This window comes from Acidovorax sp. A79, from assembly GCF_041154505.1.
Lineage (GTDB): Bacteria > Pseudomonadota > Gammaproteobacteria > Burkholderiales > Burkholderiaceae_C > Acidovorax.
Map to the genome: position 1 here is coordinate 3,065,032 of NZ_AP028672.1, position 22,727 is coordinate 3,087,758.

At 68.8% G+C, this 22,727-nt stretch carries 25 protein-coding genes; 16 read left to right on the top strand and 9 right to left on the bottom strand.

The genetic code is table 11. The features are described from left to right. Positions 1–4: 4 nt before the first annotated feature. The 3 genes from ACAM51_RS14020 to ACAM51_RS14030 all read right to left on the bottom strand — a co-directional run bounded on the left by ACAM51_RS14020 (position 5) and on the right by ACAM51_RS14030 (position 3,321). On the bottom strand, positions 5–1,588 hold the full coding sequence (locus tag ACAM51_RS14020; RefSeq protein ID WP_369640966.1) for a tail fiber domain-containing protein: 1,584 nt from the start codon (positions 1,586–1,588) through the stop codon (positions 5–7). Positions 1,589–1,789: 201 nt separating this feature from the next. Then, a complete protein-coding gene (locus ACAM51_RS14025) occupies positions 1,790–2,254 on the bottom strand; it encodes a carboxymuconolactone decarboxylase family protein (RefSeq protein WP_218339287.1) in 465 nt (154 codons plus the stop codon). 149 nt (positions 2,255–2,403) lie between these two features. Further along, positions 2,404–3,321 carry an RNA polymerase sigma-70 factor gene (locus ACAM51_RS14030; RefSeq protein WP_369640967.1) on the bottom strand — a complete coding sequence of 306 codons (918 nt, stop codon included), beginning with the start codon at positions 3,319–3,321 and terminating at the stop codon, positions 2,404–2,406. A 355-nt stretch (positions 3,322–3,676) separates the two neighbouring features. On the opposite strand from ACAM51_RS14030, the gene ACAM51_RS14035 reads away from it, so the two are divergent. Next, the gene (locus tag ACAM51_RS14035; RefSeq protein ID WP_369640968.1) at positions 3,677–4,045 is read left to right on the top strand and encodes a VOC family protein; all 369 of its coding nucleotides are present in this window, start codon (positions 3,677–3,679) and stop codon (positions 4,043–4,045) included. A 30-nt stretch (positions 4,046–4,075) separates the two neighbouring features. Here the strand turns inward: ACAM51_RS14035 and ACAM51_RS14040 are convergent, their stop codons facing one another. The 4 genes from ACAM51_RS14040 to ACAM51_RS14055 form a co-directional block, all read right to left on the bottom strand. After that, positions 4,076–4,354, bottom strand: a complete 279-nt coding sequence (locus ACAM51_RS14040; RefSeq protein WP_218296417.1) for a YkgJ family cysteine cluster protein — start codon at positions 4,352–4,354, stop codon at positions 4,076–4,078. Between the two features lie 79 nt (positions 4,355–4,433). Further along, positions 4,434–5,042 carry an NADPH-dependent FMN reductase gene (locus ACAM51_RS14045; RefSeq protein ID WP_369640969.1) on the bottom strand — a complete coding sequence of 203 codons (609 nt, stop codon included), beginning with the start codon at positions 5,040–5,042 and terminating at the stop codon, positions 4,434–4,436. An 80-nt stretch (positions 5,043–5,122) separates the two neighbouring features. Continuing rightward, positions 5,123–5,647 (bottom strand): anthrone oxygenase family protein, encoded by a 525-nt coding sequence (locus tag ACAM51_RS14050; protein WP_369640970.1) that lies wholly within the window; start codon positions 5,645–5,647, stop codon positions 5,123–5,125. A gap of 143 nt (positions 5,648–5,790) precedes the next feature. Further along, the gene (locus tag ACAM51_RS14055; RefSeq protein WP_369640971.1) at positions 5,791–6,417 is read right to left on the bottom strand and encodes a Crp/Fnr family transcriptional regulator; all 627 of its coding nucleotides are present in this window, start codon (positions 6,415–6,417) and stop codon (positions 5,791–5,793) included. Positions 6,418–6,569: 152 nt separating this feature from the next. Here ACAM51_RS14055 and mnmG point away from each other — a divergent pair, with 152 nt between their 5' ends. The 15 genes from mnmG to ACAM51_RS14130 all read left to right on the top strand — a co-directional run bounded on the left by mnmG (position 6,570) and on the right by ACAM51_RS14130 (position 20,997). Further along, entirely contained in the window at positions 6,570–8,546 is a 1,977-nt protein-coding gene (gene mnmG, locus ACAM51_RS14060; RefSeq protein WP_218296420.1) for a tRNA uridine-5-carboxymethylaminomethyl(34) synthesis enzyme MnmG, read from the top strand. 2 nt (positions 8,547–8,548) lie between these two features. After that, positions 8,549–9,229, top strand: coding sequence for a 16S rRNA (guanine(527)-N(7))-methyltransferase RsmG (rsmG, locus tag ACAM51_RS14065; protein WP_369643822.1), 681 nt, complete (start codon positions 8,549–8,551; stop codon positions 9,227–9,229). A 139-nt stretch (positions 9,230–9,368) separates the two neighbouring features. After that, positions 9,369–9,983: a LysE family transporter gene (locus ACAM51_RS14070; protein ID WP_218296421.1), complete on the top strand. Its 615-nt coding sequence runs from the start codon at positions 9,369–9,371 to the stop codon at positions 9,981–9,983. 33 nt (positions 9,984–10,016) lie between these two features. Then, positions 10,017–10,829 carry a ParA family protein gene (locus ACAM51_RS14075; RefSeq protein WP_369640972.1) on the top strand — a complete coding sequence of 271 codons (813 nt, stop codon included), beginning with the start codon at positions 10,017–10,019 and terminating at the stop codon, positions 10,827–10,829. A gap of 34 nt (positions 10,830–10,863) precedes the next feature. Beyond that, complete coding sequence (locus ACAM51_RS14080) at positions 10,864–11,406, top strand: RBBP9/YdeN family alpha/beta hydrolase (RefSeq protein WP_369640973.1); 543 nt, start codon at positions 10,864–10,866, stop codon at positions 11,404–11,406. A 70-nt stretch (positions 11,407–11,476) separates the two neighbouring features. Then, positions 11,477–11,773 carry a cupin domain-containing protein gene (locus tag ACAM51_RS14085; RefSeq protein ID WP_369640974.1) on the top strand — a complete coding sequence of 99 codons (297 nt, stop codon included), beginning with the start codon at positions 11,477–11,479 and terminating at the stop codon, positions 11,771–11,773. A 37-nt stretch (positions 11,774–11,810) separates the two neighbouring features. Next, a complete protein-coding gene (locus tag ACAM51_RS14090; protein ID WP_218339274.1) occupies positions 11,811–12,734 on the top strand; it encodes a ParB/RepB/Spo0J family partition protein in 924 nt (307 codons plus the stop codon). 212 nt (positions 12,735–12,946) lie between these two features. After that, complete coding sequence (locus tag ACAM51_RS14095; protein WP_369640975.1) at positions 12,947–14,287, top strand: hypothetical protein; 1,341 nt, start codon at positions 12,947–12,949, stop codon at positions 14,285–14,287. 10 nt (positions 14,288–14,297) lie between these two features. Then, positions 14,298–15,041 carry a class I SAM-dependent methyltransferase gene (locus tag ACAM51_RS14100; protein ID WP_218296427.1) on the top strand — a complete coding sequence of 248 codons (744 nt, stop codon included), beginning with the start codon at positions 14,298–14,300 and terminating at the stop codon, positions 15,039–15,041. 327 nt (positions 15,042–15,368) lie between these two features. Continuing rightward, the gene (locus ACAM51_RS14105) at positions 15,369–16,904 is read left to right on the top strand and encodes a COG3014 family protein (RefSeq protein ID WP_218296428.1); all 1,536 of its coding nucleotides are present in this window, start codon (positions 15,369–15,371) and stop codon (positions 16,902–16,904) included. Positions 16,905–16,939: 35 nt separating this feature from the next. Further along, entirely contained in the window at positions 16,940–17,353 is a 414-nt protein-coding gene (locus ACAM51_RS14110) for a YcfL family protein (protein ID WP_218296429.1), read from the top strand. A 29-nt stretch (positions 17,354–17,382) separates the two neighbouring features. Beyond that, complete coding sequence (gene lpoB / locus ACAM51_RS14115) at positions 17,383–17,997, top strand: penicillin-binding protein activator LpoB (RefSeq protein ID WP_218296430.1); 615 nt, start codon at positions 17,383–17,385, stop codon at positions 17,995–17,997. A gap of 204 nt (positions 17,998–18,201) precedes the next feature. Continuing rightward, positions 18,202–19,164, top strand: coding sequence for a hypothetical protein (locus tag ACAM51_RS14120; protein ID WP_218296431.1), 963 nt, complete (start codon positions 18,202–18,204; stop codon positions 19,162–19,164). A gap of 171 nt (positions 19,165–19,335) precedes the next feature. Beyond that, positions 19,336–20,451, top strand: a complete 1,116-nt coding sequence (locus ACAM51_RS14125; protein ID WP_369640976.1) for an alpha/beta hydrolase — start codon at positions 19,336–19,338, stop codon at positions 20,449–20,451. Between the two features lie 96 nt (positions 20,452–20,547). Continuing rightward, positions 20,548–20,997 carry a DUF4952 domain-containing protein gene (locus ACAM51_RS14130; RefSeq protein WP_369640977.1) on the top strand — a complete coding sequence of 150 codons (450 nt, stop codon included), beginning with the start codon at positions 20,548–20,550 and terminating at the stop codon, positions 20,995–20,997. Positions 20,998–21,012: 15 nt separating this feature from the next. Here the strand turns inward: ACAM51_RS14130 and ACAM51_RS14135 are convergent, their stop codons facing one another. Beyond that, entirely contained in the window at positions 21,013–21,636 is a 624-nt protein-coding gene (locus ACAM51_RS14135; RefSeq protein ID WP_218296433.1) for a flavin reductase family protein, read from the bottom strand. Between the two features lie 45 nt (positions 21,637–21,681). Then, complete coding sequence (locus tag ACAM51_RS14140; RefSeq protein WP_369640978.1) at positions 21,682–22,608, bottom strand: LysR substrate-binding domain-containing protein; 927 nt, start codon at positions 22,606–22,608, stop codon at positions 21,682–21,684. Between the last annotated feature and the right edge of the window lie 119 nt (positions 22,609–22,727).

Consider the following 22,727-nt stretch of genomic DNA (forward strand, 5'->3'; position numbering starts at 1 on the left):
CCTCTTAGCGCGCGGGCTTGGCGGGGGCCGCCATCTGCGCTTCGAGCAGGGAGATGCGGGCCCTGATGGCTGCGATGTCGGCTTCGCGTTCGGTCACTTTGCGGGCCAGCGCCTGCACGGCGCCCAGGGTCACGCCCGCGAGGTCGCCGGGGGCCAGGCTCCTGTCGTCCTGCCCGAGCTGGAAGATCTTGCGGAAGTCCTCGGCCATGGGGCCGACGTGGCGCTCCTGCGCGGGGCTGGACTTGTAGCGCCAGTGGTAGAGCGGCAGGCTCAGCACTTTTTCCAGCAGGGTGGTGCCGTTGACGGGTTCGATGCCCGTCTTGAGCGTGCGGCTGGAGCCGGTGCTCAGCGTGCCGGTGATGGCCAGGTTGCCGTTGGCGGCCAGCGTGAACTGCGGTGTGCCCGCGCCCTGCGTGGCCAGGGTGAGGGCCGTGCCGGAGGTCATGTCCCAGCCGGTGGCCGGTGCCGTGGTGAAGCGCAGCGTGGCGGGGCCGTTGTTGGCCAGGTTCAGCAGGGTGCGCGGGGCGGCTGTGCTGTTGGTCTCCTGCACCAGGACCTGGGCGGTGCCGTCGTTGCGCAGCACATGCAGCGCGGCGGACGGCGATGCGGTGCCCAGGCCGACGTTGCCCGATGCGGCAATGTCCAGGCTGCTGGTGGGCGCTCCAGGGCGGATGCGCAACGGCAGGCGCGAGCCGCCTGTGAGGTCGCGCACGAAGAAGTTGGCCTCGTTGGAAGCGATGTCCCAGGTCTGCGCCGTGAAGCCGCCCGCCGAGGTCTGTTCCAGGCGGACCCCGGGCGTGTCGCCCGTCAGGGCGTGCACGTCCAGCACCGGCGTGGCGGTGCGCAGGCCCAGGTCGCCGCCGGAGCTGACGTAGAGGCTGTTGGTGGGGGCCCCGGCGCTGACGGTGAAGACCTGGTTGCCGGAGGTCGCATCCTCGATGGCGAGGTAGGAGGCGCCGCCCGAGGCGGTGTCGTTGGCCTTGATCCGCCAGTCGTTGGTGGGAAACGGGCTATTGCTCGTGTCCTGGAAATGGATGATGGGATTGGCTCCCTTGAGCCGCACCGTGTCAAAACCGAAGTTCTCGTTGTTGACGCAGTCGAGGCCCGCGCACACGCTGCCCTGCACGATCAGGTCGTCCGCAAGCAACAGGTCCTTGGTGGAGAACGTGGTGGCCGCCGACTTGGGGCGCGGTACGGGCGCGCTGGACTCGGAGCCGCCGACCACCAGCTGGCCCTGGGCCACGACAAAGGAGCCGGAAACGATGCGCTGGTGCAGGGTGGCCTGGGCCAGCGCGGGGTCCATGACGAGCGGGGGATCCAGGCTCAGCTCATAGAAATAGCGTCCGTCGGCCAGGCCCGCCCGCTGGGGCTCGAGCACGATCGGGGCGCGTGGGAACGCCATGTCGGTGACGGTGCCGTCGGGGCGTGCCAGCCGCAACTTGCCCGCGCCGTGGGGTGCGTTGGCGGTCCAGGTGATGCGCTCGCTCTGGCGTGTCGTGGTGATGGACGCAGCGGGAGCCTGCGCGGCGCAGGTGGCGCCGACGAGGCTCGCCATCAGGGCCATCGCGGTTCGGTGCAGGAAGTTCATGGCGGTGGTCTCAAAAGCGGGTGGAAGCGCATGGGAACGCCGGTAAGGCATCTTTGCGACACCAGTTACCCATGGAAACACTTGAGTTTGAGCGACCGGGACTGCGGCGTCAATCCGCAGTTGCGCACGGGAGAGGGGTTGTGGGGGCCGAAACCCTCTCCCGCGCGCCAGGCCCGCCCCTGCGGCGGGTGGGAGGACGCTTCAGCCCGCTTCCGGGATCGGGGCGCGCATCCCGGCGTTCACCAGGTTCCAGGCGTTGATCACGGCGATCGCAAAGCCCAGTTCGGAGATTTCGGTCTCGTTGAACACCGCCTGCAGCTTCGCGAATTCCTCGTCGCTCGCATCGCTGTGGGGCGTGGCGGTGATGATCTCGGCCCAGCGCAGGGCGGCGCGTTCACGCTCGCCGAAGAACGGCGCCTCGCGCCAGCCGGCCACGGCGTTCAGGTGGCGCGGCTCCATGCCGTCCTTGACCAGATAGGTCCAGTGCATGTCCATGCAGTACGCGCAGCCGTTGATCTGTGAGACGCGCAGGAAGACGAGTTCGGCCAGGCGCGCGCCCAGCGGTCCCTTCTTGAGGGTTTCCGACAGGCTCACCAGGCCCATGAAGGCCTTGGAAGACAGCTTGTGGTAGGGCAGGCGGGCGGTGTGTTGGGTGGTCGATGACATGGCGGGTCCTTGGATGTGAATGGCAATGGTCCGGGGTAAAAACGTCGGGCATGAAGGCTGCGGTGGTGTTGCTGGTGCTGCCTTTCATACTGGTTAGACGTGGCCGGGTCTGCCGCTGTGACACGGTGCCCCGAAAAAACCTCAGCACGTCACCCCAGCGTGTCCGGGATGCCCGCCAACTTGTCCGGGTTGCGCACGGCATAGATGGCCACGATGCGCTCGCCGTCCGTCACGAACGCCTGCGCCGATTCGATGCGGCCGTCCACGTAGCGCAGCAGGCCGGGTTCGCCGTTGAGGAGCGCCATGCGGTAGACCACCAGCGCGCCCAGGCGGCGGAACTGCGCCCAGTACAGGTTGGCGATGCGGAACGGCCCCACCAGCGGCTTGGGAAAGGATGGCACCTTGCCGCCGCCGTCGCCAATCAGCTGCGCGTCTTCGCTGAGCAGCGCCTCGATGGCGTTGCGATCGCCGCTTTGGGCGGCCCGCATGAAGCGCTGCAGCAGCTGGTGGTGCACGGCCTGCGGCACCTCGAACCGGGTGCGCGCCTGCTGCACGCGCTCGCTGGCGCGGTGCACCATCTGGCGGCAGCTGGCCTCGCTCTTGCCCAGCTGCGCGGCGATCTCGGGGTAGTCGTAGTCGAACACCTGGCGCAGCAAAAAGGCCGCGCGCTCCTCCGGCCCCAGGCGCTCCAGCACGTACATGAATGCCACCGACAGCTCGCCCGCCAGCTCGGCGGCCGCCTCGGGGGTGTCGTGGTGGTGCGGTGCGTCGCCGTGGTGGTGGTGCAGCTCCACCAGCGGCTCGGGCAGCCACCAGCCCACGTAGGCCTCGCGCTCGGCCTTCAGCGCGCGCAGCCGGTCGATGGCCAGCCGCGTGACCACCGTCACCAGCCAGGCCTCGGCCGACTGCAGCACGGCCACATCCTGGCGGCTCCAGCGCAGCCAGGCGTCCTGCAGTACGTCCTCGGCATCGGCGCGCACGCCCAGCATGCGGTAGGCAATGCCGAAGAGGCGGGGGCGCAGGGTGGTGAAGGGGTCGGTGGCGGTGGGTGCGGGGTTCGTGGTCATGGCGGTGTCGGGTGGCGTGCGGCAGGCAGGAGCGTGTGGGAAGACTGTTCCGTGGTCCTGCACAGACGTTGGAGGCAGCGGTGGTGTGACAGGGCGGCCTTGGTTGCTTTTATTTTGATAGCTATTGGCGCTTGTCGGTAAAGCGCTGGAGGCATTTTTGAGCAGAACCGAAGGCTGGGAGGAATGACCGTGTTGTACGCAACCGGGCGTGCGCAGGCAACCCCCGTGCGGGGCCCGTGACAGGGAAGGGACGGCCCGCGGAAAGGCCTGCGGCGGCCTGGCCGGGCCGTCATTGCGCCGGGCTGCGCGATGGTTCACAGTGCGGGTTTCCATCCCGCAACCCAAGGAGCGCAGCATGGCCCATGCATTGAACTGGTTCGAGATCCCCGTGACCGACTTCACCCGCGCCAAGACTTTCTACGAGACGGTGCTGGGCATCACCATTGCGCCCATGGAAATGGGCCCGACCAAAATGGGGATGTTGTCCTCCGACCCCGCCGCCGTGGGCGGTGCCCTCGTGCAGGCGGAGGGCAGCGTACCCTCGCAGAACGGGACGATGGTGTACCTCAATGGCGGCGAGGACCTGGGCCCCATGCTGGCGCGCGTGGAGCCGGCGGGCGGGGCGGTGGTGGTGCCCAAGACGGAGATTGGCAATGACTTCGGCTTCTTTGCCCACTTCATGGACACCGAGGGCAACAAGGTCGGGCTGCACTCGATGAAGTAGCGGGCGCGGACCCATCGGGAGGACCGCCGGTCACCCCGCCGGTTCGCCCACGCTCCCGGGCTCCGTCAGCCGCTCCAGCCGCGCCAGGAAACCCATGGCCTGCTCCGTGCTGGTGCCACACATCTCGGCCGACGGCATCAGCCCCCCGCACACCGCCGGCCGCTCGGGTTGCCCAAAAATGAGGCAGCGCGCACCGTCCCCCAGCTGAATGCACCGCACCCCCGCCGGTTTGCCCTGGGGCATGCCCGGGATGGGCGAGCTGATGGAGGGGGCGGTGCAGCAGGCGCCGCAGCCGGGGCGGCAGTTCATGGGTGGTTACTATTATTTATATAGCTGCTAGCGCTTATGAATAAAGCGCTAGAGGCCAATTTGATTCAAATTTTGGCGTTCACTGGCCAGCGGCAGCATCGCCGTGCAGGCGGCTGGATGCCCACAGCACCTGGTCCACCACGGCGCGCACGCGGTCGCGGTGGGCTTGCTGGATGAGGGCGCCGCTGTCGTCGAATGCGCTGCCGGCCGAGCCCAGCGCAAACGCCTTGGGCGCCAGCCAGCATTCGGCGTTGATGAGCAGGGGCGCCAGGTGGCTTTGCGAGCGCAAGCCGCCCAGGGCGCCGGGCGAGGCGCTGAGCATGCCCACCACCTTGCCGCGAAAGCTCTTGCCGCCGTCTTGCCAGTCGGGGTTGCCTTTGACCGGGCTGGAGGCCCAGTCGATGGTGTTCTTGAGCAGGGCGGTGTAGCTGCCGTTGTACTCGGGCGAGCAGATGACCCAGGCGGGGTGCTGCCACAGGATCTCCTTGAGCCGGATCACGTCCGCCGGTGTGCCCTGGGCTTCGAGGTCGGCGTTGTACAGCGGGATGTCGAAGTCCGACAGCTCCAGCAGCGTGACCGTGGCGCCCGCGTCGCGCGCGATGGCGGCGGTGGCGTGGGCCAGTTTGCGGTTGAAGGATTGCTGGCGCGTGCTGCCGGCGAAGATCAGGAGGGAAGGTGTGTGGGGCATGGTGCCTGCGATTGGAGCACAGGCGCGTGGCAGGATTCCTGCAAGCCGGGAGGCCGGTGCGTGGCGCAGCGCCAGCGCGGCTACGTGCGGCGACCCGCAAGCCGCCCCACCAGCGACCTCAGCGCCGCCATGAAACAACCCAGGCTGAGCAGCGCGCGCCACAGGTTGGCGGCGTTCCACCGGTCGCGCACCTGGGCCCAGCCGGCGGGCAGGGCCTGGGGGTTCCAGGCTTCGGTGGTGTGGTTGAGCGGCAGGTTGACCTGCTGGGTGAAGAACACGATGCCCAGCAGGTAGGCCACGCCCACCCCGGCCAGCAGGCGCCACCATGGCGCGCGGTGTTCACGCCAGGCCGTGGCCAGGGCCAGCCCGCACCACAGCGGCGGGCCAAAGAACAGCACAAAGAACAGCGCGTGCCGCACGTTGCGATTGAAGGCCGATTGCACGGTGGCGTAGATGGCGCCGTCCATCTGCAGCAGGGCCAGGTTGATGTTGGCGCTGTAGGTGCCGAAGAACCCGGCCATGAGGCCGAGCCACAGCACGGCGAGGGCGTGGGGGATCAGGGAGAGCGGGGGCGGCGCGTTGCTGGGGTGTTGGGCGGTGGTCATGGGCGGGATGGTGGGGGTGATGCCCGCACTCTGCCGGTAAGCCGCCCCCAGTGCCTTATCCTTTGATAAGAGCGGCTCACAAAACTCCCCTGGCGTCGTTGTTCCGTCTTGTCGTACCGCTTGTACTGCCTGCGACGGAACGCCTAGCCAGGGCCGCTACGCTGAGTTTTGTTAGCCGCTCTAAGCCCCATCTCGCTGCGCAGGCGCGACAGCGAGACATCGGTCACGCCCAGGTACGACGCCAGGTGCCTGAGGGCGATGCGCTCGGCCCATTGCGGATGCTGCTCCAGCAAACGGGCGTAGCGCTGGCGGGCGCTGAGCTGCAGAAATTCCTGCTCGCGCTGCATCTTGCCGTCGAGCAGGGCGCAGAGCACCCGGTGCTCCAGCGCGGCCCACGGTGCCCAGCCCGCGCCGGGCAGGGGGCGACTGCAATCGACGGGCAAGGGCAGCGCCCACACCACGCTGTCTTCCAATGGTTCCACGTGAAACATCACCGGCTGCTGGCGCAGTGTGGGGGTGATGGGCCAGCACAGGGCGCCGTCCAGAAAGAAGTTCTTGTTGGATTCGGCCCCGTCGCGGTCCAGGTAAAACAGCCGCAGGGCGCCGCGCTCCACCCACCACAGGTGCCGCCAGTATTCGCCTGCCCGCAGCAATGGCTGGCCACGCTCCAGCACGAGCCGTTCGGCGCGTGCCCACCAGGCTTCCACGGCCGGGGGCGGGGCGCCAAGCAACTCGGTCAGGAAGAGGGTGAGGGGGTTGGAAACAGACACGGCCTGCGCAAAGTGGGAAAATCGCGGGTTGCCTGCTGGGGCGCCGGGCGCGCCCACCACCAGCAGGGCCGGTGTGCGGCGCCTTGGGTAGGGTGCTCCTGTGCTACCGGGTGTTTTGATTATCGGGCCCGCCAGGCCCCGGAGTGTCCCCCATGTTGTATCCCCAGGAATTTGATGTGATCGTTGTCGGCGGTGGCCATGCGGGCACCGAGGCCGCGCTGGCCGCCGCGCGCATGGGCAGCAAGACGCTGCTGCTCACGCACAACATCGAGACGCTGGGGCAGATGAGCTGCAACCCCAGCATCGGCGGCATCGGCAAGGGCCACCTGGTGAAGGAGGTGGACGCGCTGGGCGGCGCCATGGCGCTGGCCACGGACGAGGGCGGCATCCAGTTCCGCATTCTCAACAGCAGCAAGGGCCCCGCCGTGCGCGCCACGCGCGCCCAGGCCGACCGCATCCTCTACAAGGCCGCCATCCGCCGCATGCTGGAGAACCAGCCCAATCTGTGGCTGTTCCAGCAGGCGGTGGACGATCTGATGGTGGAGGGCGACCGGGTGGTGGGCGCCGTCACGCAGGTGGGCATCCGCTTTCGCAGCCGGACGGTGGTGCTCACGGCCGGGACGTTCCTGGACGGCAAGATCCATGTGGGGCTGAACAACTACGCGGCCGGCCGGGCCGGGGACCCGCCTGCGGTGTCGCTGTCGGCGCGCCTCAAGGAGCTGAAGCTGCCCCAGGGGCGCCTGAAGACCGGCACGCCACCGCGCATCGACGGGCGCAGCATCGATTTTTCGAAGTGCACCGAGCAGCCCGGCGACGGCATGCCCGGTGGCGTGAACGAGGGCACCGTGCCCGTGTTCAGCTTCATGGGCAACGCGCAGATGCATCCCCAGCAGGTGCCCTGCTGGATCACCCACACCAACGAGCGCACGCACGAGATCATCCGCAGCGGCTTCGACCGCAGCCCCATGTTCACCGGCAAGATCGAGGGCGTGGGCCCGCGCTACTGCCCGAGCGTGGAGGACAAGATCAACCGCTTTGCCGACAAGGACAGCCACCAGATCTTCCTGGAACCCGAAGGCCTGACCACACACGAGTACTACCCCAACGGCATCAGCACCAGCCTGCCGTTCGACATCCAGTACGACCTGGTGCGCAGCATGCCAGGGCTGGAGAATGCGCACATCCTGCGCCCTGGCTACGCCATCGAATACGACTACTTCGACCCGCGCTCGCTCAAGAGCAGCTTCGAGACGCGGCAGATCCAGGGCCTGTTCTTCGCCGGGCAGATCAACGGCACCACAGGCTACGAAGAGGCGGCGGCGCAGGGCCTGTTCGCCGGCATCAACGCCGCGCTGCAGTGCCGGGGCGAAGCCGCCTGGCTGCCCGGCCGCGACGAGGCCTACCTGGGCGTGCTGGTGGACGACCTGATCACCAAGGGCGTGACCGAGCCCTACCGCATGTTCACCAGCCGGGCCGAGTTCCGCCTGCAGCTGCGCGAGGACAACGCCGACATGCGCCTGACCGAAGCAGGGCGCCGCATGGGCCTGGTGGACGATGCGCGCTGGGATGCGTTCAGCCGCAAGCGCGATGCGGTTTCACGTGAAACAGAGCGTCTGAAAGCCACCTGGGTGAACCCGCGCAACCTGCCCGCGGCCGAGTCGGAGCGCGTGCTGGGCAAGAGCATCGAGCACGAATACAACCTGTTCGAGCTGTTGCGCCGCCCGGATGTGAACTACGCCAGCCTGGTGTCCATGGACGGCGGCAAGTACGCCTCCAGCGAGGTTTCACGTGAAACGCTGGGGCCCTTGAGCGAGCCCGTGGTGGAGCAGGTGGAGATTGCGGCCAAGTATTCGGGCTACATCGACCGCCAGAAGGGCGAGGTGGAACGCGCCGCGCACTTCGAGAAACTGCGCCTGCCGCCCGACCTGGACTACATGCAGGTCACGGCCCTGAGCATCGAGGCGCGCCAGGTGCTCAGCCGCCACCGGCCCGAGACCCTGGGCCACGCATCGCGCATCACGGGCATCACGCCGGCGGCGATCTCGCTGTTGATGGTGCATCTGAAGAAGGGTGGCTTCAAGGAATTTGCCGTCGCCCCGTCCAAGGCTGAAGGCGAAGTGGCGGCATGACGATGACCGTACCCCACAACGACGCATTGCGCAGCCAGTTGCAGGCGGGTGCAGATGCCCTGGGCCTGGGCCTGGGCGATGACCAGGTGAGCCAGCTGATGGAATTTCTGGCCCTGCTGCAGAAGTGGAACAAGGTCTACAACCTGACCTCGGTGCGCGACCCGCAGGAGATGATGACGCACCATTTGCTCGACAGCCTGGCGGCGGTGGCACCGCTGCGCCGGCACGTCGCTACCCTGGCGCCACAGGGCCTGGCAGCGGGCTCGGTGCGCCTGCTGGATGTCGGCTCGGGCGGCGGGCTGCCCGGTGTGGTGTTCGCCATCTGCTGCCCGGCGGTGGATGTGAGCTGCGTGGACACGGTGGGCAAGAAGGCGGCGTTCATCCAGCAAGCGGCGGTGTCCTTGAAGCTGCGCAACCTGCATGGGGTGCATGCGCGCGTGGAGACATTGACGATGCCGTTCGACATCATCAGCTGTCGTGCGTTTGCTTCGCTGCCCGACTTCGTGACCTGGTCGCAGGGTGCGCTGGCCGCGCCCCACGGCGTGTGGCTGGCCATGAAGGGCAAGCACCCAGAGGACGAGATCGCAGCCCTGCCCGCCGGTGCGTCGGTGTTTCACGTGGAACCACTGACTGTCCCGGGCCTGGAGGCCGAGCGCTGCATCATCTGGTTGAAGCCCGCCTGAGGTTTTTTGGGACGGGTTTGCCAGCCGCTGGCATGCGGATGAGGGAGCAGGGCGGGGTGGTCGCTTAAACTCGGCTGCTCATCGTGGGTGCGCCGCATGTCGCGGCACCCCCTCCAGATCCAGCACACCGGGAGAGATCATGTTCGGCATCGCAGACTACGGCGCCTTTGTCGCCGCCATCGTGTTGTTCCTGCTCATTCCGGGCCCCGGGAATCTGGCGCTCATCACCTCCACCAGCAAGGGCGGCGTGCGCGGCGGCATGGCCGCCACCATGGGCGTGATCGCGGGCGACCAGGTGCTGATGTGGGCGGCGGTGGCCGGGGTGGCGGCCTTGCTGGCCACGTACCCGACGGCGTTCCATGCGGTGCAGTGGCTGGGGGCCGCCTACCTGGCCTGGCTGGGCTTCAAGATGCTCACGGCCAAGCCGGGGGCACAACCCATCCTCAACATCCAGCCGCGCCACTATTTCAAGCAGGCGGGGCTCATCACCCTGCTCAACCCCAAGGCCATCGTGTTCTACATGGCGTTCTTCCCGCTGTTCGTGGATCCGGCGCGCCACCAGGGCATGCTGACCTTTGGCGTGATGGCGGCTACCGTGGCGGTGCTGACGTTCCTCTACGGGCTGGTCGCCGTGCTGCTCACGCACCACCTGGCCGCGCGCATGCGCGCCAACCCGCGCATCGGCCGCGTGCTGGAAAAAGTGGCGGGCGTCTTTTTGATCGGCTTTGGCATCAAGCTGGCCATCTCCAAATAAAACAACGACAACAACACGGACTGCAACACCCACATGGCCAAAATTTTCTGCGTTGCCAATCAGAAGGGTGGTGTTGGCAAGACCACCACCACCGTGAACCTTGCTGCCGGGCTGGCCAAGATCGGCCAGCGCGTGCTGATGGTGGACCTGGACCCGCAGGGCAATGCCACCATGGGCTCGGGCGTGGACAAGCGCAGCCTGGACCTCACGGTGTACGACGTGCTGCTCGAATCCGCCTCGGTCAAAGAGGCCGCCGTGCTGTCGGAAAAATGTGGCTACTGGGTGCTGGGCGCCAACCGCGAGCTGGCGGGCGCCGAGGTGGAACTGGTGGCGCTGGAGCACCGCGAAAAGCGCCTGAAGGCCGCGTTGGCAGAGGCCGATGGCGACTACGACTTCGTGCTCATCGACTGCCCGCCGTCGCTGTCCATGCTCACGCTCAACGGCCTGTGCAGCGCCCACGGCGTGATCGTGCCCATGCAGTGCGAATACTTCGCGCTCGAAGGCCTGACCGACCTGGTCAACACCATCAAGCAGGTGCACGCCAACCTCAATGCCGACCTGCAGATCATCGGCCTGCTGCGGGTGATGTTCGACCCGCGCATCACCCTGCAGCAGCAGGTGAGCGACCAGCTCAAGGGCCATTTCGGCGACAAGGTGTTCAACAGCGTGATCCCGCGCAACGTGCGCCTGGCCGAGGCGCCCAGCTACGGACTGCCCGGTGTGGTGTTCGACCCGGCCGCCAAGGGCAGCCAGGCCTTTGTGGAGTTTGCGCAGGAGATGGTCGAGCGCGTGCACACCATGCCGGCGGCAGCATCTTCCATGGCAAAAATGGCCCCCAGCGCTTGATAGACAAGCGCTGATAGCTATTGAATTGATAGTAATGAAGGCTTCCAACATCCTGCTGCTGCCCGGCTGGCAGAACTCGGGCCCCGGCCACTGGCAAAGCCTGTGGGAGGCCCGCCACGGCTACCACCGCGTGGAGCAGCACGACTGGATGCGCCCGCTGCGCGGCGACTGGTCGGCGCGGCTGGAGGAAACCGTGGTCGATGCCGATGGCCCCGTGGTGCTGGTGGCGCACAGCCTGGGCTGCATCCTTACCGCGTGGTGGGCTGCGCATTCAGCCAACGCGCACCGCGTGGTGGGCGCGCTGCTGGTGGCGCCGGGCGATGTGGAACGCCCCGACCTGGCCGCGCAGATCCACGGCTGGGCGCCCATTGCACGCAAACCCCTGCCGTTCCCGGCCGTGCTGGTGGGCAGCCGCAACGATCCGTATTGCAGCCTGGAGCGCGCCGAAGGTTTGGCGCAGGCCTGGGGCGCGCACTTCATCGACTACGGCGAGCGCGGCCACATCAATGCCGAATCGGGCCTGGGCGATTGGGATGAGGGGCATGGCTGGCTGCTGCAGCTGGCCAACCCGGCATGAGCCGCTGGGCCTTGTGGCGCGTGGTGCGCCGTGTAGCCGTCAGCTACCGAATTTCTCAGTGATCCGATCCATGACCAAAATCAACCTGCCCGCCATCGCCGACCAACTGCCCCGCGCCTGGAACTCCATCGTCGTGGGCCAGGCCGCCGGCGCCAACGTCAAGGTGCTGCGCATGGACGACGCCGCCTACCCCGACGAGTCGCACGACTTTGACGAAGCGCTGCTGGTGCTCGACGGCTGCATGCGCCTCGCCCTGCAGGGGCAGGTCACCGAGGTGAACGCGGGTGAGGTGTTCATCGTGCCCGCTGGCGTGCCCCACGCGGTGGCACCGGGCAGCCATGGCACGCTGGTCATCATCGACCGCTGAAGAATCTTTCCCCATTCCTTTTCGCGAGAAGCATTTCATGGTCACCAAAAAACCCAAGGGCCTCGGCCGAGGCCTCGAAGCCCTGCTGGGCCCCAAGGTCGAAGAAAAAGTGGAACAGGCCCAGGCGGCCGAAGCCGGGCTGCCCAGCAGCCTGCCGCTGTCTGAACTGGTGCCCGGCGTGTACCAGCCCCGCACGCGCATGGACGAAGGGGCGCTGTATGAGCTGGCCGAATCCATCAAGGCCCAGGGCATCATGCAACCTATCCTGGTGCGGCGTCTTGCGAGCGGAGACAACGCGGGCAAGTACGAAATCATCGCGGGCGAGCGGCGCTTTCGGGCCTCGCGCCTGGCGGGCCTGGCCGAGGTGCCGGTGCTGGTGCGCGACGTGCCCGACGAGTCGGCGGCCGCCATGGCGCTCATCGAGAACATCCAGCGCGAGGACCTCAACCCGCTGGAAGAAGCCCATGGCCTGCAGCGCCTGGTCAAGGAATTCGGCCTCACGCACGAGCTGGCCGCGCAGGCCGTGGGCCGCTCGCGCAGCGCCGCCAGCAACCTGCTGCGCCTGTTGAACCTGGCCGAGCCCGTGCAGACCATGCTGATGGCCGGCGACATCGACATGGGCCATGCGCGCGCGCTGCTGTCGCTGGACCGCGCCGCGCAGATCACGGCGGGCAACCAGATCGCGGCCAAGAAACTGTCGGTGCGCGAGGCCGAGGCGCTGGTCAAGAAGATCGGCGCCGAGTTCAGCCTGGTGCCGCAAAAGCCCCAGAAGGAAAAGTCGCGCGACTTGAAGCGCGTGGAGGAAGAACTCTCGGACCTGCTCATGGCCGAGGTCGAGGTGCGCGTGAAAAAACGCGTCAAGCGCCACGGCCGGGTGGAGGACATGGGCGAGCTGGCGATCCAGTTCGGCTCGCTGGAGGCCTTGAACGGGCTGATCGACCGCCTGCGGGGTCAGGCCTAGCCTTCTTGTGCCGGGGATGTGTGAAATAGCGCACACAAGCGGTTTCCACACGTAACTTGCGCAGGCAAAATGCGTCTGTGCGGGGCCTACACTGCGCTGCGTTCAACACACCCGGGTTGACCGCAAGGCCTCTTCACAGGGCGGCGATACAGCCGCCCTGCGGCCCACGATGGTTTGCCGGGTGATCCATGCATCTCCTGGAGCAGACCCCCATGACCCCTTTGCGCTTCGTCCTGACCCCCGCCTGCCTGGCCGTTGGCCTGTGCATCGCCAGCCTGGGCGCCCAGGCCCAAAACACCAAAGCCCCCAAGGTCCAGCTGTGGATGGACGTGTCCACCGGCACCATGGCGGGCATGCCCGAGATGGACAGCCTGCCCGGCGGGGGCGGCATGCTCGGCGGCCTCATGGGCGGCGGCGCGCAGGGCAGGGCGGGCGGTGGCAACACGGCCTACGGCAACGCCCGCGCCATGTCCATCATGCCGCCGCGTGTCATCGACATCGCCTTGCACAACACCCTGCGCCCCGGCGTCGAGGCCAGCCAGACCATTCCGGCGGGCATGCGCATGGGCGAATCCCTGCCGCTGGTCCCCCCGCGCGCACAGCCCACCCAGACCGAGCCGGGCGAGGTGCCCCAGGAATACCAGCAGCACCAGCCCAAGGGCCGCATCCTGCTGTACTGGGGCTGCGGGAGCGCGGTGCGCGCGGGCCAGCCGCGCGTGATCGACCTGGCGCGTGCCAAGCCGTCCGACTATGCCCAGGCCTTCGCCGGCCGCGCCGTGCCCGACCGGGGGCCGCGCGTGGGCCCCTCCTATGCGCTGTACCCCAACGAACGCAACCAGGTGAGCCTGTCGGCGGGCAGCTCCCTGGTGGGCGAACACCAGGTGCGCGGCGATGGCGTGCCTGCATCCATGAAGTTCACGCTCGGTGCCGCGCAGGACCTGATGCCCGCCATCGACCTGCGCACCACCGGCAAGCCGCAGGACAGCATGGGCACCAGCTGGCAGCCCGTGCGCAATGCGCGCGCCTACTACCTGCACGCCATGTCGCAGAACGGGGACGACCTCGTGATGTGGTCCAGCGCCGAAACGCCCGACACGGGCATGGGCCTGTTCGACTACCTGTCGCCCGCCACCATCGACCGCTGGCTCAAGGAGCGTGTGCTGCTCTCGCCCGAAACCACGCAGTGCGCCATCCCGCAGGGCATCTTCGCGGGCGGCGGGCGCGATGCCACGCCCATGCTGCGCATGATGGCCTACGGCGGCGAAAGCCACATCGTGCACCCCCCGCGCCCGGCCGACCCCAAGGCAGCCTGGGAGCCCGAGTGGGCCGTGCGCGTGCGCGTCAAGTCGCACACCATGGCCATGCTGGGCGAAGAGATGCAGGGGCGGCGCGGCGGCAGCATGGGCGCGGCACCCGGCGCACCCTCGGGCGGCGCCTATTCCAGCGGCATGGGCGGCGCGCCGGCAGGCCAGCAGCCAGCGGGCGAGGGTGGCACGGATGCAGGCAACGTGGTCAACCCCGTCAACCTGCTGCGCGGCATTTTTGGCCGCTGAGCACGAACCCATGCTGGCCCTGCGCATGCCCTGGCCCCTGCCCGCGTTGCTGGCGTGGGCGTGCGCGTGGCTCATTTTTGTGGCCCTGCAGCGCGCGGTCCCACCGGTGGCGGCCTTGCTGGCCGCCTGCCTGATCGGGACGGCGGCCAGCGTGCTGGGCGGCAGCTGGTGGCGGCGCGGGCTGATCGCGGCGGGCTTTCCGCTGTCGCTGGCGCTGCTGGGCGCGGCCAGCCTGCCCACCTGGGCGTGGCTGGTGCCGCTGGCGTTGCTGCTGCTGGTCTACCCGCTCAACGCCTGGCGCGATGCGCCGCTGTTTCCCACGCCCCACCATGCGCTGCAGTCCCTGGCCTCGCAGGCCCCGCTGCCGCTGGGGGCGCGGGTGCTGGACGCGGGCAGCGGCGTGGGCGATGGCCTGAAGGCACTGCGCCACGCCTACCCGGCCGCGCAGCTGGAGGGCATCGAATGGAGCTGGCCCCTGCGCCTGCTGTGCGCCCTGCGGTGCCCCTGGGCCCGCGTGCGGCGCGCCGACATGTGGGCCGAGGACTGGAGCCCCTACCGCATGGTGTACCTGTTCCAGCGGCCCGAGAGCATGGCCCGCGCCGCCGCCAAGGCCCAGGCCGAGCTGGCGCCCGGCGCGTGGCTGGTGAGCCTGGAATTCGCGATCCCCGGCGTGCTGCCCAGCGTGCAGCTGCGCGCACCGGGGGGCCGCGTGGTGTGGCTCTACCGCATGCCGCTCAACCGCGTGGAGGCATGAGATGCCACTGTTCCATGGCGATTTGAGCCGTTCGGCGCGGTTACAGAAAAGATACAAGCTTTTGCTACATTGCGTCCCTGGCTACAACCCCATACAAAACTACCAAGAAACTCACAGCCAGAGGGGGCTGCCAGCAGCACGTGAAAGCGCCGGGAGGGGGCGCACGCGCAGCGAGCACCTTCCTTGTCCGGATCTCCCATCCTGCAGGCGCTTTCCGCCGTCGCGGCGCACCTCCCTGACCGGTGCGCGCCTGGCGTGGCGCGGCCTTGCGCGTGGGCAGTGCCGGGGTTTTCTGGTGCGCAACCGACCGATCTGCAAGGAGCATCCATGACCGCCCACCCATCCCGTTTCCGCCCGCGCCTTCTGTGGGTGCTGGCCCTGAGCGCCGCCCTCACGGGCTGCGCCACCATGCAGAGCCATGACAAGCTGGCGACCGACATGCAGAACGCCGGGCGCAGCGGCGGCATTCCCGCGGCCATCGCCCAGCTCGAGAGCACCGCCAAGACCGAGGAAGAAAAGACCGCGCTCCTGTTCAACATGGAACGCGGCGAGCTGCTGCGCATGGACCGCCGCTACCCCGACAGCACCAACGCCTTCCTGCTGGCCGACATCAAGGTCAAGGAATGGGAAGAAACCGCCAAGACCAACCCCAGCAAGCTCATGGGCACCGTGGGCGCCGCGCTGATCAGCGAACGCCTGAAGGTCTATGAAGGCCAGGACTATGAAAAGGTGTGGGTGACCACGCGCCTGGCGCTCAACCGCATGGCCGTGGGCGACTTCGAGAACGCCCGCGTGGACATCAAGCGCACCCACGAGCGCGAGGCCATCATTGCCGAGTTCCGTGCCAAGGAAACCCTGGCGGCGGAAGAAGAAGCCAAGTCCAAGGGCGCCACCTCGGGGGGCAAGGAACTCAACGGCTACCCCGTCGAGACGCTCAACGACCCCGAGGTGCTGGCCCTCAAGAACGGCTACCAGAACGCCCTTTCGCACTACCTCGCCGGCTTCCTGTACGAAATGCTCAACGAGCCCGGCCTGGCCGCGCCCGGCTACCGCAAGGCCATCGAGCTCAAGCCCGAAACCGGCGTGCTCGAAGAAGGCCTGCGCGGCCTGGACACCCGCACCGGCTTCACCTGGAAGCGCCGCCAGCGCATGACCGACGTGCTCTTCATCGTGGAAGCCGGTGACGCCCCCGCGCGCAAGCCCAAGGCCTTCACGCTTCCGGTGCCCACGGGCCGGGGCATGGTCACGGCCAGTATTTCCTACCCCGTGATCGAGCCGTCCAAGGACGCGCTGCTGACCACCATCTCCGCCGCGGGCACCGACCTCAAGCTCGAAAAGGTGGTGGACGTGAACGTGATGGCGCGCCGCGCGCTCAAGGACGAAATGCCCGGCATGGTGCTGCGCGGCTTCACCCGCGCCGTGGCCAAGGGCGTGCTGCAGAACGAGCTGCAAAAGCGCGGCGGCCTGATCGGCGGCATCATCGGCGCGGCGGCCTCGGTGGCCACCGAGCAGGCCGACGACCGCATGTGGCGCATGCTGCCCGGCCGCGTGTACGTGGCCCGTGGCTACCTGCCACCGGGCGAGCATGTGGTGAGCGTGAACGGCCGCCAGCTGCCCCAGCCCATCAAGATCGACGGCCAGTACGCCCTGGTGCCCCTGCGCATGTACGACAACAGCGTGCTGACCGGCGATGTGGCCATGCTGGGCCAGCTGCCCACCGTGGCCGCCGCGCCGCAGCCCGCCGCCGCAGAGCCTGCCACCACCGTGCGCACGACCACCACCACCACCAGCCGGACGCGCTCGGTGCCCAAGTCGGTGGTCAAGTCCACCTCGGCCACGCCCGCGCCCGCCGCCAAGAACTGAAACCGCACATGTCCCATTTCCAAGGAGCCTCTGGCATGAGAACCCGTTTTGCCCTTGCCGCCGCCGCACCCGCCATCGCGTGCGCGGCCCTCACCCTGACCCTGGCCACCGCGGCCCGCGCCCAGCTGCACGACCCGGCCACGCCGCTGGCCGTGGCCTCCAAGGTGGCGCTGCGCGGCGAGGCCAACAGCATCGCCGTGCGCGAGATGCGCATCGTGCGCAAGAACGACATCCTCGTCGTGCAGGCCGACATGGCCAACATGGGCCGCACCGACCGCACCGTGTTCTATCGCTTCAAGTGGCTGGACAACGTGGGCAACCAGGTGGGCGACGGCGAATCGTGGAAGCAGATGAGCGTGCTCGGCCTGGGCCAGCAAACCGTCAAGAGCGTGGCGCCGACCAGCGCCGCCGTCGACCTGCGCCTGGAAATGAACGTAGAACCGCGCTGAACACCACAGTGCCGACCGGAGAAAACAACATGCAACGCAACACCATTCAGCGCACCACGCTCATCCTGGCCTTCGCGGCCAGCACCCTGGCCCTCTCGGCCTGCCAGAACCTGTCCTCGCCCACCGTGCGTTTTGACCGCCAGGTCAACTACGGCGACGCCAAGGCCGTCGAGCTGGTGACCAACGAGTTCGGCTCCACCGACCTGCAGATGATCGCCGAGAAGATGACCGGCGGCCTGCTGGAAACCGGCATCTTCCAGGGCCGCCCCACGGTGACGATCTCCACCGTGAAGAACAAGACCAGCGAGTACATCGACACCACCAACGTGATGAACTCGATCCAGACGGCGCTGGTCAAGTCGGGCAAGGTGCGCTTCGTGCGCTCCATCAACGAGATGCAGGCCGGTGTGGACGAGCTGCAGCGCCAGAACCAGAGCGGCCTGTACAAGCAGGGCACCACCGCCAAGGTCGGCCAGATGACGGCCGCCAAGTACAGCATGGAAGGCGAGCTCACCAGCATCGTCAAGCAGAACAACGCGACCAAGGACGTTTACTACAAGTTCACGCTCAAGCTGTTCGATGTGCAGGAAGGCACGATCGAGTGGCAGGATGAAAAAGAGATCCGCAAGACAAGCAAGCGATAAGAAGTAGGCAACCCCCTGAGCGGCTGCGCCGCTTCCCCCTTTCTCTCGCGCTGCGCGCGGGAAGGGGGACGCCGCCAGTGCGGCGGGGCGGCCCTTGCACGGCGGCGGCTGGCCTGGGCCGCGCCAGTTTCGAAGGATGAAGGTGCTCCGGCCCGCATCGCTCGACCCATTCATGAATTTCCGTCAGCTCACAAGGAGCACACCATGCAACGCAGAATCACCCTCCACACGGCCCTGGCCGTGATCGCCGCCACCACCATGGCGTGGGGCACCGCCGCCCAGGCGCAGCAGCCGGGCGCCGCGCCCAAGATCGCCGTGACGGACCTGGCCTACGCCCAGCGCGTGTCCGAATATTTCCTGGCCGGCACCTACCAGCGCAGCAGCCAGATGAGCGCGGGCGGCAGCCACAGCGGCGGCTACAGCGCCGGGCCCTACGGCGGGGGCGGCTCGCACTCGGGCAGCCACCACATGCAGGCGTCCGAGCAGGCCAGCGGCACCTACGTGGCCGGCCGCTACAGCTACATCGAGCAGCGCGAGCTCGGCGGCTACACCAACGACATCAAGGGTGCCATCCTGCAGGGCACCTACTTCCGTCTGATCCAGGGCAAGGGCTTCGACGCGGGCAAGCCCCAGCCCTCCAAGGCAGAGCAGGTGCTCAACCAGGTGCAGGGTGGCAAGATGGCCACGCCCCAGGTGCAGCCCCAGGTCAACGACGTGATCAGCCGGATCAAGAAGGGCGAGTTCAACGGCGCTGACTACGTGCTGTTCGGCGTGGTCTCCAGCATCGACTTCACCGATGCGCTCTCGCCCCTGCAGGGCACCACCAGCGCCACGCGCCAGTACGGCCTGCAGCTCCTGGCCGACTTCTCGCTCATCAACACCAAAACTTACGAGATCAAGGCCGCGTTCTCCGCCCAGGGCGAAGGCAACGACACCAAGATCCTGTCGATCCGTGGCGACATCGCCCCGCCCAACCGCGCCAAGGTGATCCGCGAGACCTCGCTGTCGCTCGCGCAGGACGTGTACCAGCAGATGGCCATGCAGCTGGGCTACACCGACGCCCACCTGGCGCGCGGCGTGCGCCCGCCGCCGGTGTACCAGCAGGGCGGCCAGCCCATGCCCGTGCCGCAGCCCCAGCAGCCCGAGCAGGTCCTCATCCTGAAATAAGGGCATCCCTGGGCCGGGGCGTGCCGGTCTTGACTGGATTGCCCCGTTCCGGTTGATGGATAAGCGCGATATGCTATTGATTTGGTAGCATCTTGCGGCCTCAGGCGCCTGGCGGCGCGCTAGTGGCAGGCGCAGCGTTCCGGGTCGCCGCAGTCGTGCCAGACTTCGGCTGTGCTCAACGTCCAACGCTTTTTTTCTTGTGCCGCACCTGGGCGGTCCCTGGCCAGCCCTGCGCTGGCCTTTTTCGTGGCCACGGCCGGGGCCGTGGTGCTCGGCGGCTGCGCCGCGTCGCCACCGCCGTTCTATGCGGCGGCCATGTCCGGATCGCTGGTGAATGTGTACGGGCCCGAAGCGTCCGCGGGCGCGCCCCAGGCGCCCCCGCAGGCCCCGGCGGCGCCGACCCAGGCCCCGCCGCCGTCGGAGCCGTTTGCACCGCGGCCCCTGCCGGGCGCCGATGGCGCGACGCTCCAGACCCTCGCGCGCAGCGAGCGCACGGCACCGCTGCGCTACCGCGTGATCGTCATCCCCGGCTCCGGCTGCGCGGGCATGGGCCCGATTGCAGACCGCTATTTCGCCGGCCTGCTGCACGCGCAGGTGCTGGTGCTGCACAAGCCCGGCGTGGACCCGCAGGCGCGCACGGCCCCCGGCGACTGCGCGCGCGAATTCGTGCAGCAGGACCGCCTTTCCACCTGGCTGGACCACGCGCGTGCGGCCCTGGTCGCGGATGCGCGGCAGCGCGCGCGCGACGGCGCGCCCGCGCTGCCGCAGCTGCTGGTGGGCATCTCCGAAGGGGCCGAACTCTTGCCCGCCCTCGCCCCCGAGGTGCCGCAGCTGGCGGGCCTGGTGCTGCTGTCGGCCAGCGGGCTGGACCCGCAGGAGGCCGGCAGGCTGCAGGCGCAGCGCCTGGGTGCGCAGGAAGACTGGGAGGAACTGGCCCGCGTGGTGGCCGGGAGCCGGCCCGACACCGCCGTGGCGCAGGGCCGCAGCCTGGGTTACTGGCGCGACCTGTGGAGCTGGCCGCTGACCCTGCCGCTGGTGCAAAGCCCCTGGCCCGTGCTGCAGGTGTGGGGCGGCGAGGATGCCCTGGTGCCCCCCGCCGCATACGAACGGTTTGCCGAACTCGCCGCCTTGCGCACCGAGCCCTATTGCGCGCGCAGCCTGCCCGACGCGGACCATGGCCTGCAGCGGCGCGCCGCCGGGGCGGATGGCGTGCAGCAGGTGTGGGCCTGGGCAGAACAATGGGCACGGGACCCGGCCGCAGGCCTGTGCGCGCCCTTGTCGCGGTAGCAGGCCATGGCGCAGCGCCACCTGCCGCCGCCTGCATGCCAGCCAGGGGCGCGGCGCATGGAGTGGTGGTGGCGCCGGGGCTGCGCGCCCGTCGCGGTGCCGTGTCTGAGCCTTTTCTTCCTCTTCCTCCTCCTCCTCCTCCTCCTCGCGCCCGCCGCGTTCGGCCAGACGGCCTCGTGCGCTGACTTCCTGGCCGCGCAGCGGCGCAAGCCGCCGGGGCTTGAATGGACCGGCTGTGCCGAGGGCCACCTGCACCAGCTGCGCGCGCTGACCGCGACCTATCGGGTACCGGGCGCGCAGGCGGCGGCCGTGGAGCGCTACCTGGCACGCCACACCGGCATGGCGCGGCTGCACTTCGTGTGCTGTGGCTGGGAGCCCCGCAGCCGCCACCGGGGGCGCGAGGGCGCGGGCAGCCTGCCGGGGCCGCAGGGCTTGGCCTACCGCGTGTCCATGCACTCGGGCGAAACGCTGGTCACGCGCCGCGGCGGCTGGGGCGCCATCCCGTGGTTCGAGGTGAGCGTGGTCCTGCCGCTGGAGCCGCCGTAGCGCAGGGGGCGCGGCCTACCGTGGCCGGTACATCTTGAACAACTGCTCCGGCCCCACCGTGAAGTAGTCGGCCGGGCCCCCCGCGCGCAGGATGTGGCCGGCGTTGGCGGTGTCGTACACGCCGTCCTTGAGCAGCCGCTGGTCGATGTGCACGGCCACCACCTCGCCCAGCACCAGCCAGGTGGGCACCTGCACGCCGTCTGCGCCCTGCAGCTGCAGGATCTGCGTGCTGCGGCATTCGAAGGTGACGGGGCTTTCGGCCACGCGGGGTGGGCGCACCTGCGTGGACGGCCGGGGCGTGAGGCCGGCGAGCGTGAACTCGCTGACCTCGGGCGGCGCGTTGGCGCAGCTCTGGTTCATGGCCTCGGCCAGGTCGCGCGTGGCCAGGTTCCACACGAACTCGCCGGTCTCCTGCACGTTGCGCACCGTGTCCTTGAAGCCGATGCTCGCGAAGCCCACGATGGGGGGCACGTAGTTGAACGCGTTGAAGAAGCTGTAGGGCGCGAGGTTGGTGGCTCCGGCCGCGCTCTGCGTGGAGATCCAGCCGATGGGGCGGGGGCCGACGATGGCATTGAAGGGGTCGTGCGGCAGGCCGTGGCCCTGGCGGGGTTGGTAGCTGTGGATGGCGGAGTCGGGCATGGCGGCGGGGCGGCGAAGGCAAGGAATGCCCATCGTAGGGCGATCTCAGGGCGCCTGCGGGCCCGGGGGCATTGCGGTGGCCTCGGCCTGCGCCTGCAGCCAGGCGCAGAACACATCGATCCGGGGGTGGGCGCCGGCGCGGCGGCGCAGCACGTAGTCGTAGCCCGAGGCCGCGAAGCCCAGCGGCGCCACCAGCCGGCCGGCCCGCACGTCGTCCAGCACGAGGTGCCAGGGGGCCACCGCCACGCCCAGGCCGCGCACGGCGGCCTCCAGGGTGAAGTAGTAGTGTTCGAACTCGGGGCCCGCGGGTGGGGCGGCAGGCACCGGCGCTCCCGTGGCGGCCGCCCACATGGCCCAGGCGTTGCGCCGCGTGCGCGTGTGGAGCATCAGGGGCTGCAGGGCGGGAGCGGCCATGTCGGCGGGCTGGCGCAGGGCCACGCGCCCGGCCAGCGCGGGGCTCAGCACCGGGCCCAGGTGTTCGGGGAACAGCCGCGTACAGGCCGGGGTGTCCCGCGCCGCGCCGGGCTCCTCGGCGGTGATGGACACGTCGCAGCGCGCGGGGGCGGCCCCGGCGCCTGCGTCGGCGGTGGTGCGCAGGCGCACCTCGATGCCCGGGTGCCGCGCCTGGAAGTCGAACAGCCGGGGGATCAGCCATTTCACGGTGAAGGTGCTGAAGCAGGCCACGTCCAGCGGGCCTCGGCTGCCGTCGCCGATCTCGCGCACGGCCTCGGCGATGTGCGCGAACGCGGTGGTCAGCACGGGCTGCAGCACGCGCGCCGCCGGGGTGAGCGTGGGGCGGGCCTTGCTGCCGTCGAACAGGGGCACGCCCAGGTGCTGCTCGAGCTGGCGCACCTGCCGGCTGATGGCGCCGGGCGTGACCGACAGTTCGTCGGCCGCCGCGGTCATGCGGCCCAGGCGGGCGGCGGCCTCGAAGGCGCGCAGGGCGCCCAGTGGAGGCAGGCGGGGGCTCATCTTTGTGAGTTTAATGCACAAGGCTGCGGAGAAATCATCGCTTTGCAGGCGGTAGAGCGATAGCAACAATGGCCCATGCCATCAGCGGTAATGCCCGGATCGCCTGAAGGGTACGCTGC

What these genes read in the sequence shown, in the direction of transcription:
- ACAM51_RS14140 (WP_369640978.1), bottom strand. Translation starts at nt 22,608, where the DNA reads ATGAGCCCCCGCCTGCCTCCACTGGGCGCCCTGCGCGCCTTCGAGGCC.
- ACAM51_RS14135 (WP_218296433.1), bottom strand. Translation starts at nt 21,636, where the DNA reads ATGCCCGACTCCGCCATCCACAGCTACCAACCCCGCCAGGGCCACGGC.
- ACAM51_RS14080 (WP_369640973.1), top strand. Translation starts at nt 10,864, where the DNA reads ATGAAGGCTTCCAACATCCTGCTGCTGCCCGGCTGGCAGAACTCGGGC.
- ACAM51_RS14020 (WP_369640966.1), bottom strand. Translation starts at nt 1,588, where the DNA reads ATGAACTTCCTGCACCGAACCGCGATGGCCCTGATGGCGAGCCTCGTC.
- ACAM51_RS14075 (WP_369640972.1), top strand. Translation starts at nt 10,017, where the DNA reads ATGGCCAAAATTTTCTGCGTTGCCAATCAGAAGGGTGGTGTTGGCAAG.
- ACAM51_RS14040 (WP_218296417.1), bottom strand. Translation starts at nt 4,354, where the DNA reads ATGAACTGCCGCCCCGGCTGCGGCGCCTGCTGCACCGCCCCCTCCATC.
- ACAM51_RS14070 (WP_218296421.1), top strand. Translation starts at nt 9,369, where the DNA reads ATGTTCGGCATCGCAGACTACGGCGCCTTTGTCGCCGCCATCGTGTTG.
- ACAM51_RS14100 (WP_218296427.1), top strand. Translation starts at nt 14,298, where the DNA reads ATGCTGGCCCTGCGCATGCCCTGGCCCCTGCCCGCGTTGCTGGCGTGG.
- ACAM51_RS14110 (WP_218296429.1), top strand. Translation starts at nt 16,940, where the DNA reads ATGAGAACCCGTTTTGCCCTTGCCGCCGCCGCACCCGCCATCGCGTGC.
- ACAM51_RS14095 (WP_369640975.1), top strand. Translation starts at nt 12,947, where the DNA reads ATGACCCCTTTGCGCTTCGTCCTGACCCCCGCCTGCCTGGCCGTTGGC.
- rsmG (WP_369643822.1), top strand. Translation starts at nt 8,549, where the DNA reads ATGACCGTACCCCACAACGACGCATTGCGCAGCCAGTTGCAGGCGGGT.
- ACAM51_RS14090 (WP_218339274.1), top strand. Translation starts at nt 11,811, where the DNA reads ATGGTCACCAAAAAACCCAAGGGCCTCGGCCGAGGCCTCGAAGCCCTG.
- ACAM51_RS14030 (WP_369640967.1), bottom strand. Translation starts at nt 3,321, where the DNA reads ATGACCACGAACCCCGCACCCACCGCCACCGACCCCTTCACCACCCTG.
- ACAM51_RS14085 (WP_369640974.1), top strand. Translation starts at nt 11,477, where the DNA reads ATGACCAAAATCAACCTGCCCGCCATCGCCGACCAACTGCCCCGCGCC.
- lpoB (WP_218296430.1), top strand. Translation starts at nt 17,383, where the DNA reads ATGCAACGCAACACCATTCAGCGCACCACGCTCATCCTGGCCTTCGCG.
- ACAM51_RS14120 (WP_218296431.1), top strand. Translation starts at nt 18,202, where the DNA reads ATGCAACGCAGAATCACCCTCCACACGGCCCTGGCCGTGATCGCCGCC.
- ACAM51_RS14025 (WP_218339287.1), bottom strand. Translation starts at nt 2,254, where the DNA reads ATGTCATCGACCACCCAACACACCGCCCGCCTGCCCTACCACAAGCTG.
- ACAM51_RS14105 (WP_218296428.1), top strand. Translation starts at nt 15,369, where the DNA reads ATGACCGCCCACCCATCCCGTTTCCGCCCGCGCCTTCTGTGGGTGCTG.
- mnmG (WP_218296420.1), top strand. Translation starts at nt 6,570, where the DNA reads ATGTTGTATCCCCAGGAATTTGATGTGATCGTTGTCGGCGGTGGCCAT.
- ACAM51_RS14045 (WP_369640969.1), bottom strand. Translation starts at nt 5,042, where the DNA reads ATGCCCCACACACCTTCCCTCCTGATCTTCGCCGGCAGCACGCGCCAG.
- ACAM51_RS14035 (WP_369640968.1), top strand. Translation starts at nt 3,677, where the DNA reads ATGGCCCATGCATTGAACTGGTTCGAGATCCCCGTGACCGACTTCACC.
- ACAM51_RS14050 (WP_369640970.1), bottom strand. Translation starts at nt 5,647, where the DNA reads ATGACCACCGCCCAACACCCCAGCAACGCGCCGCCCCCGCTCTCCCTG.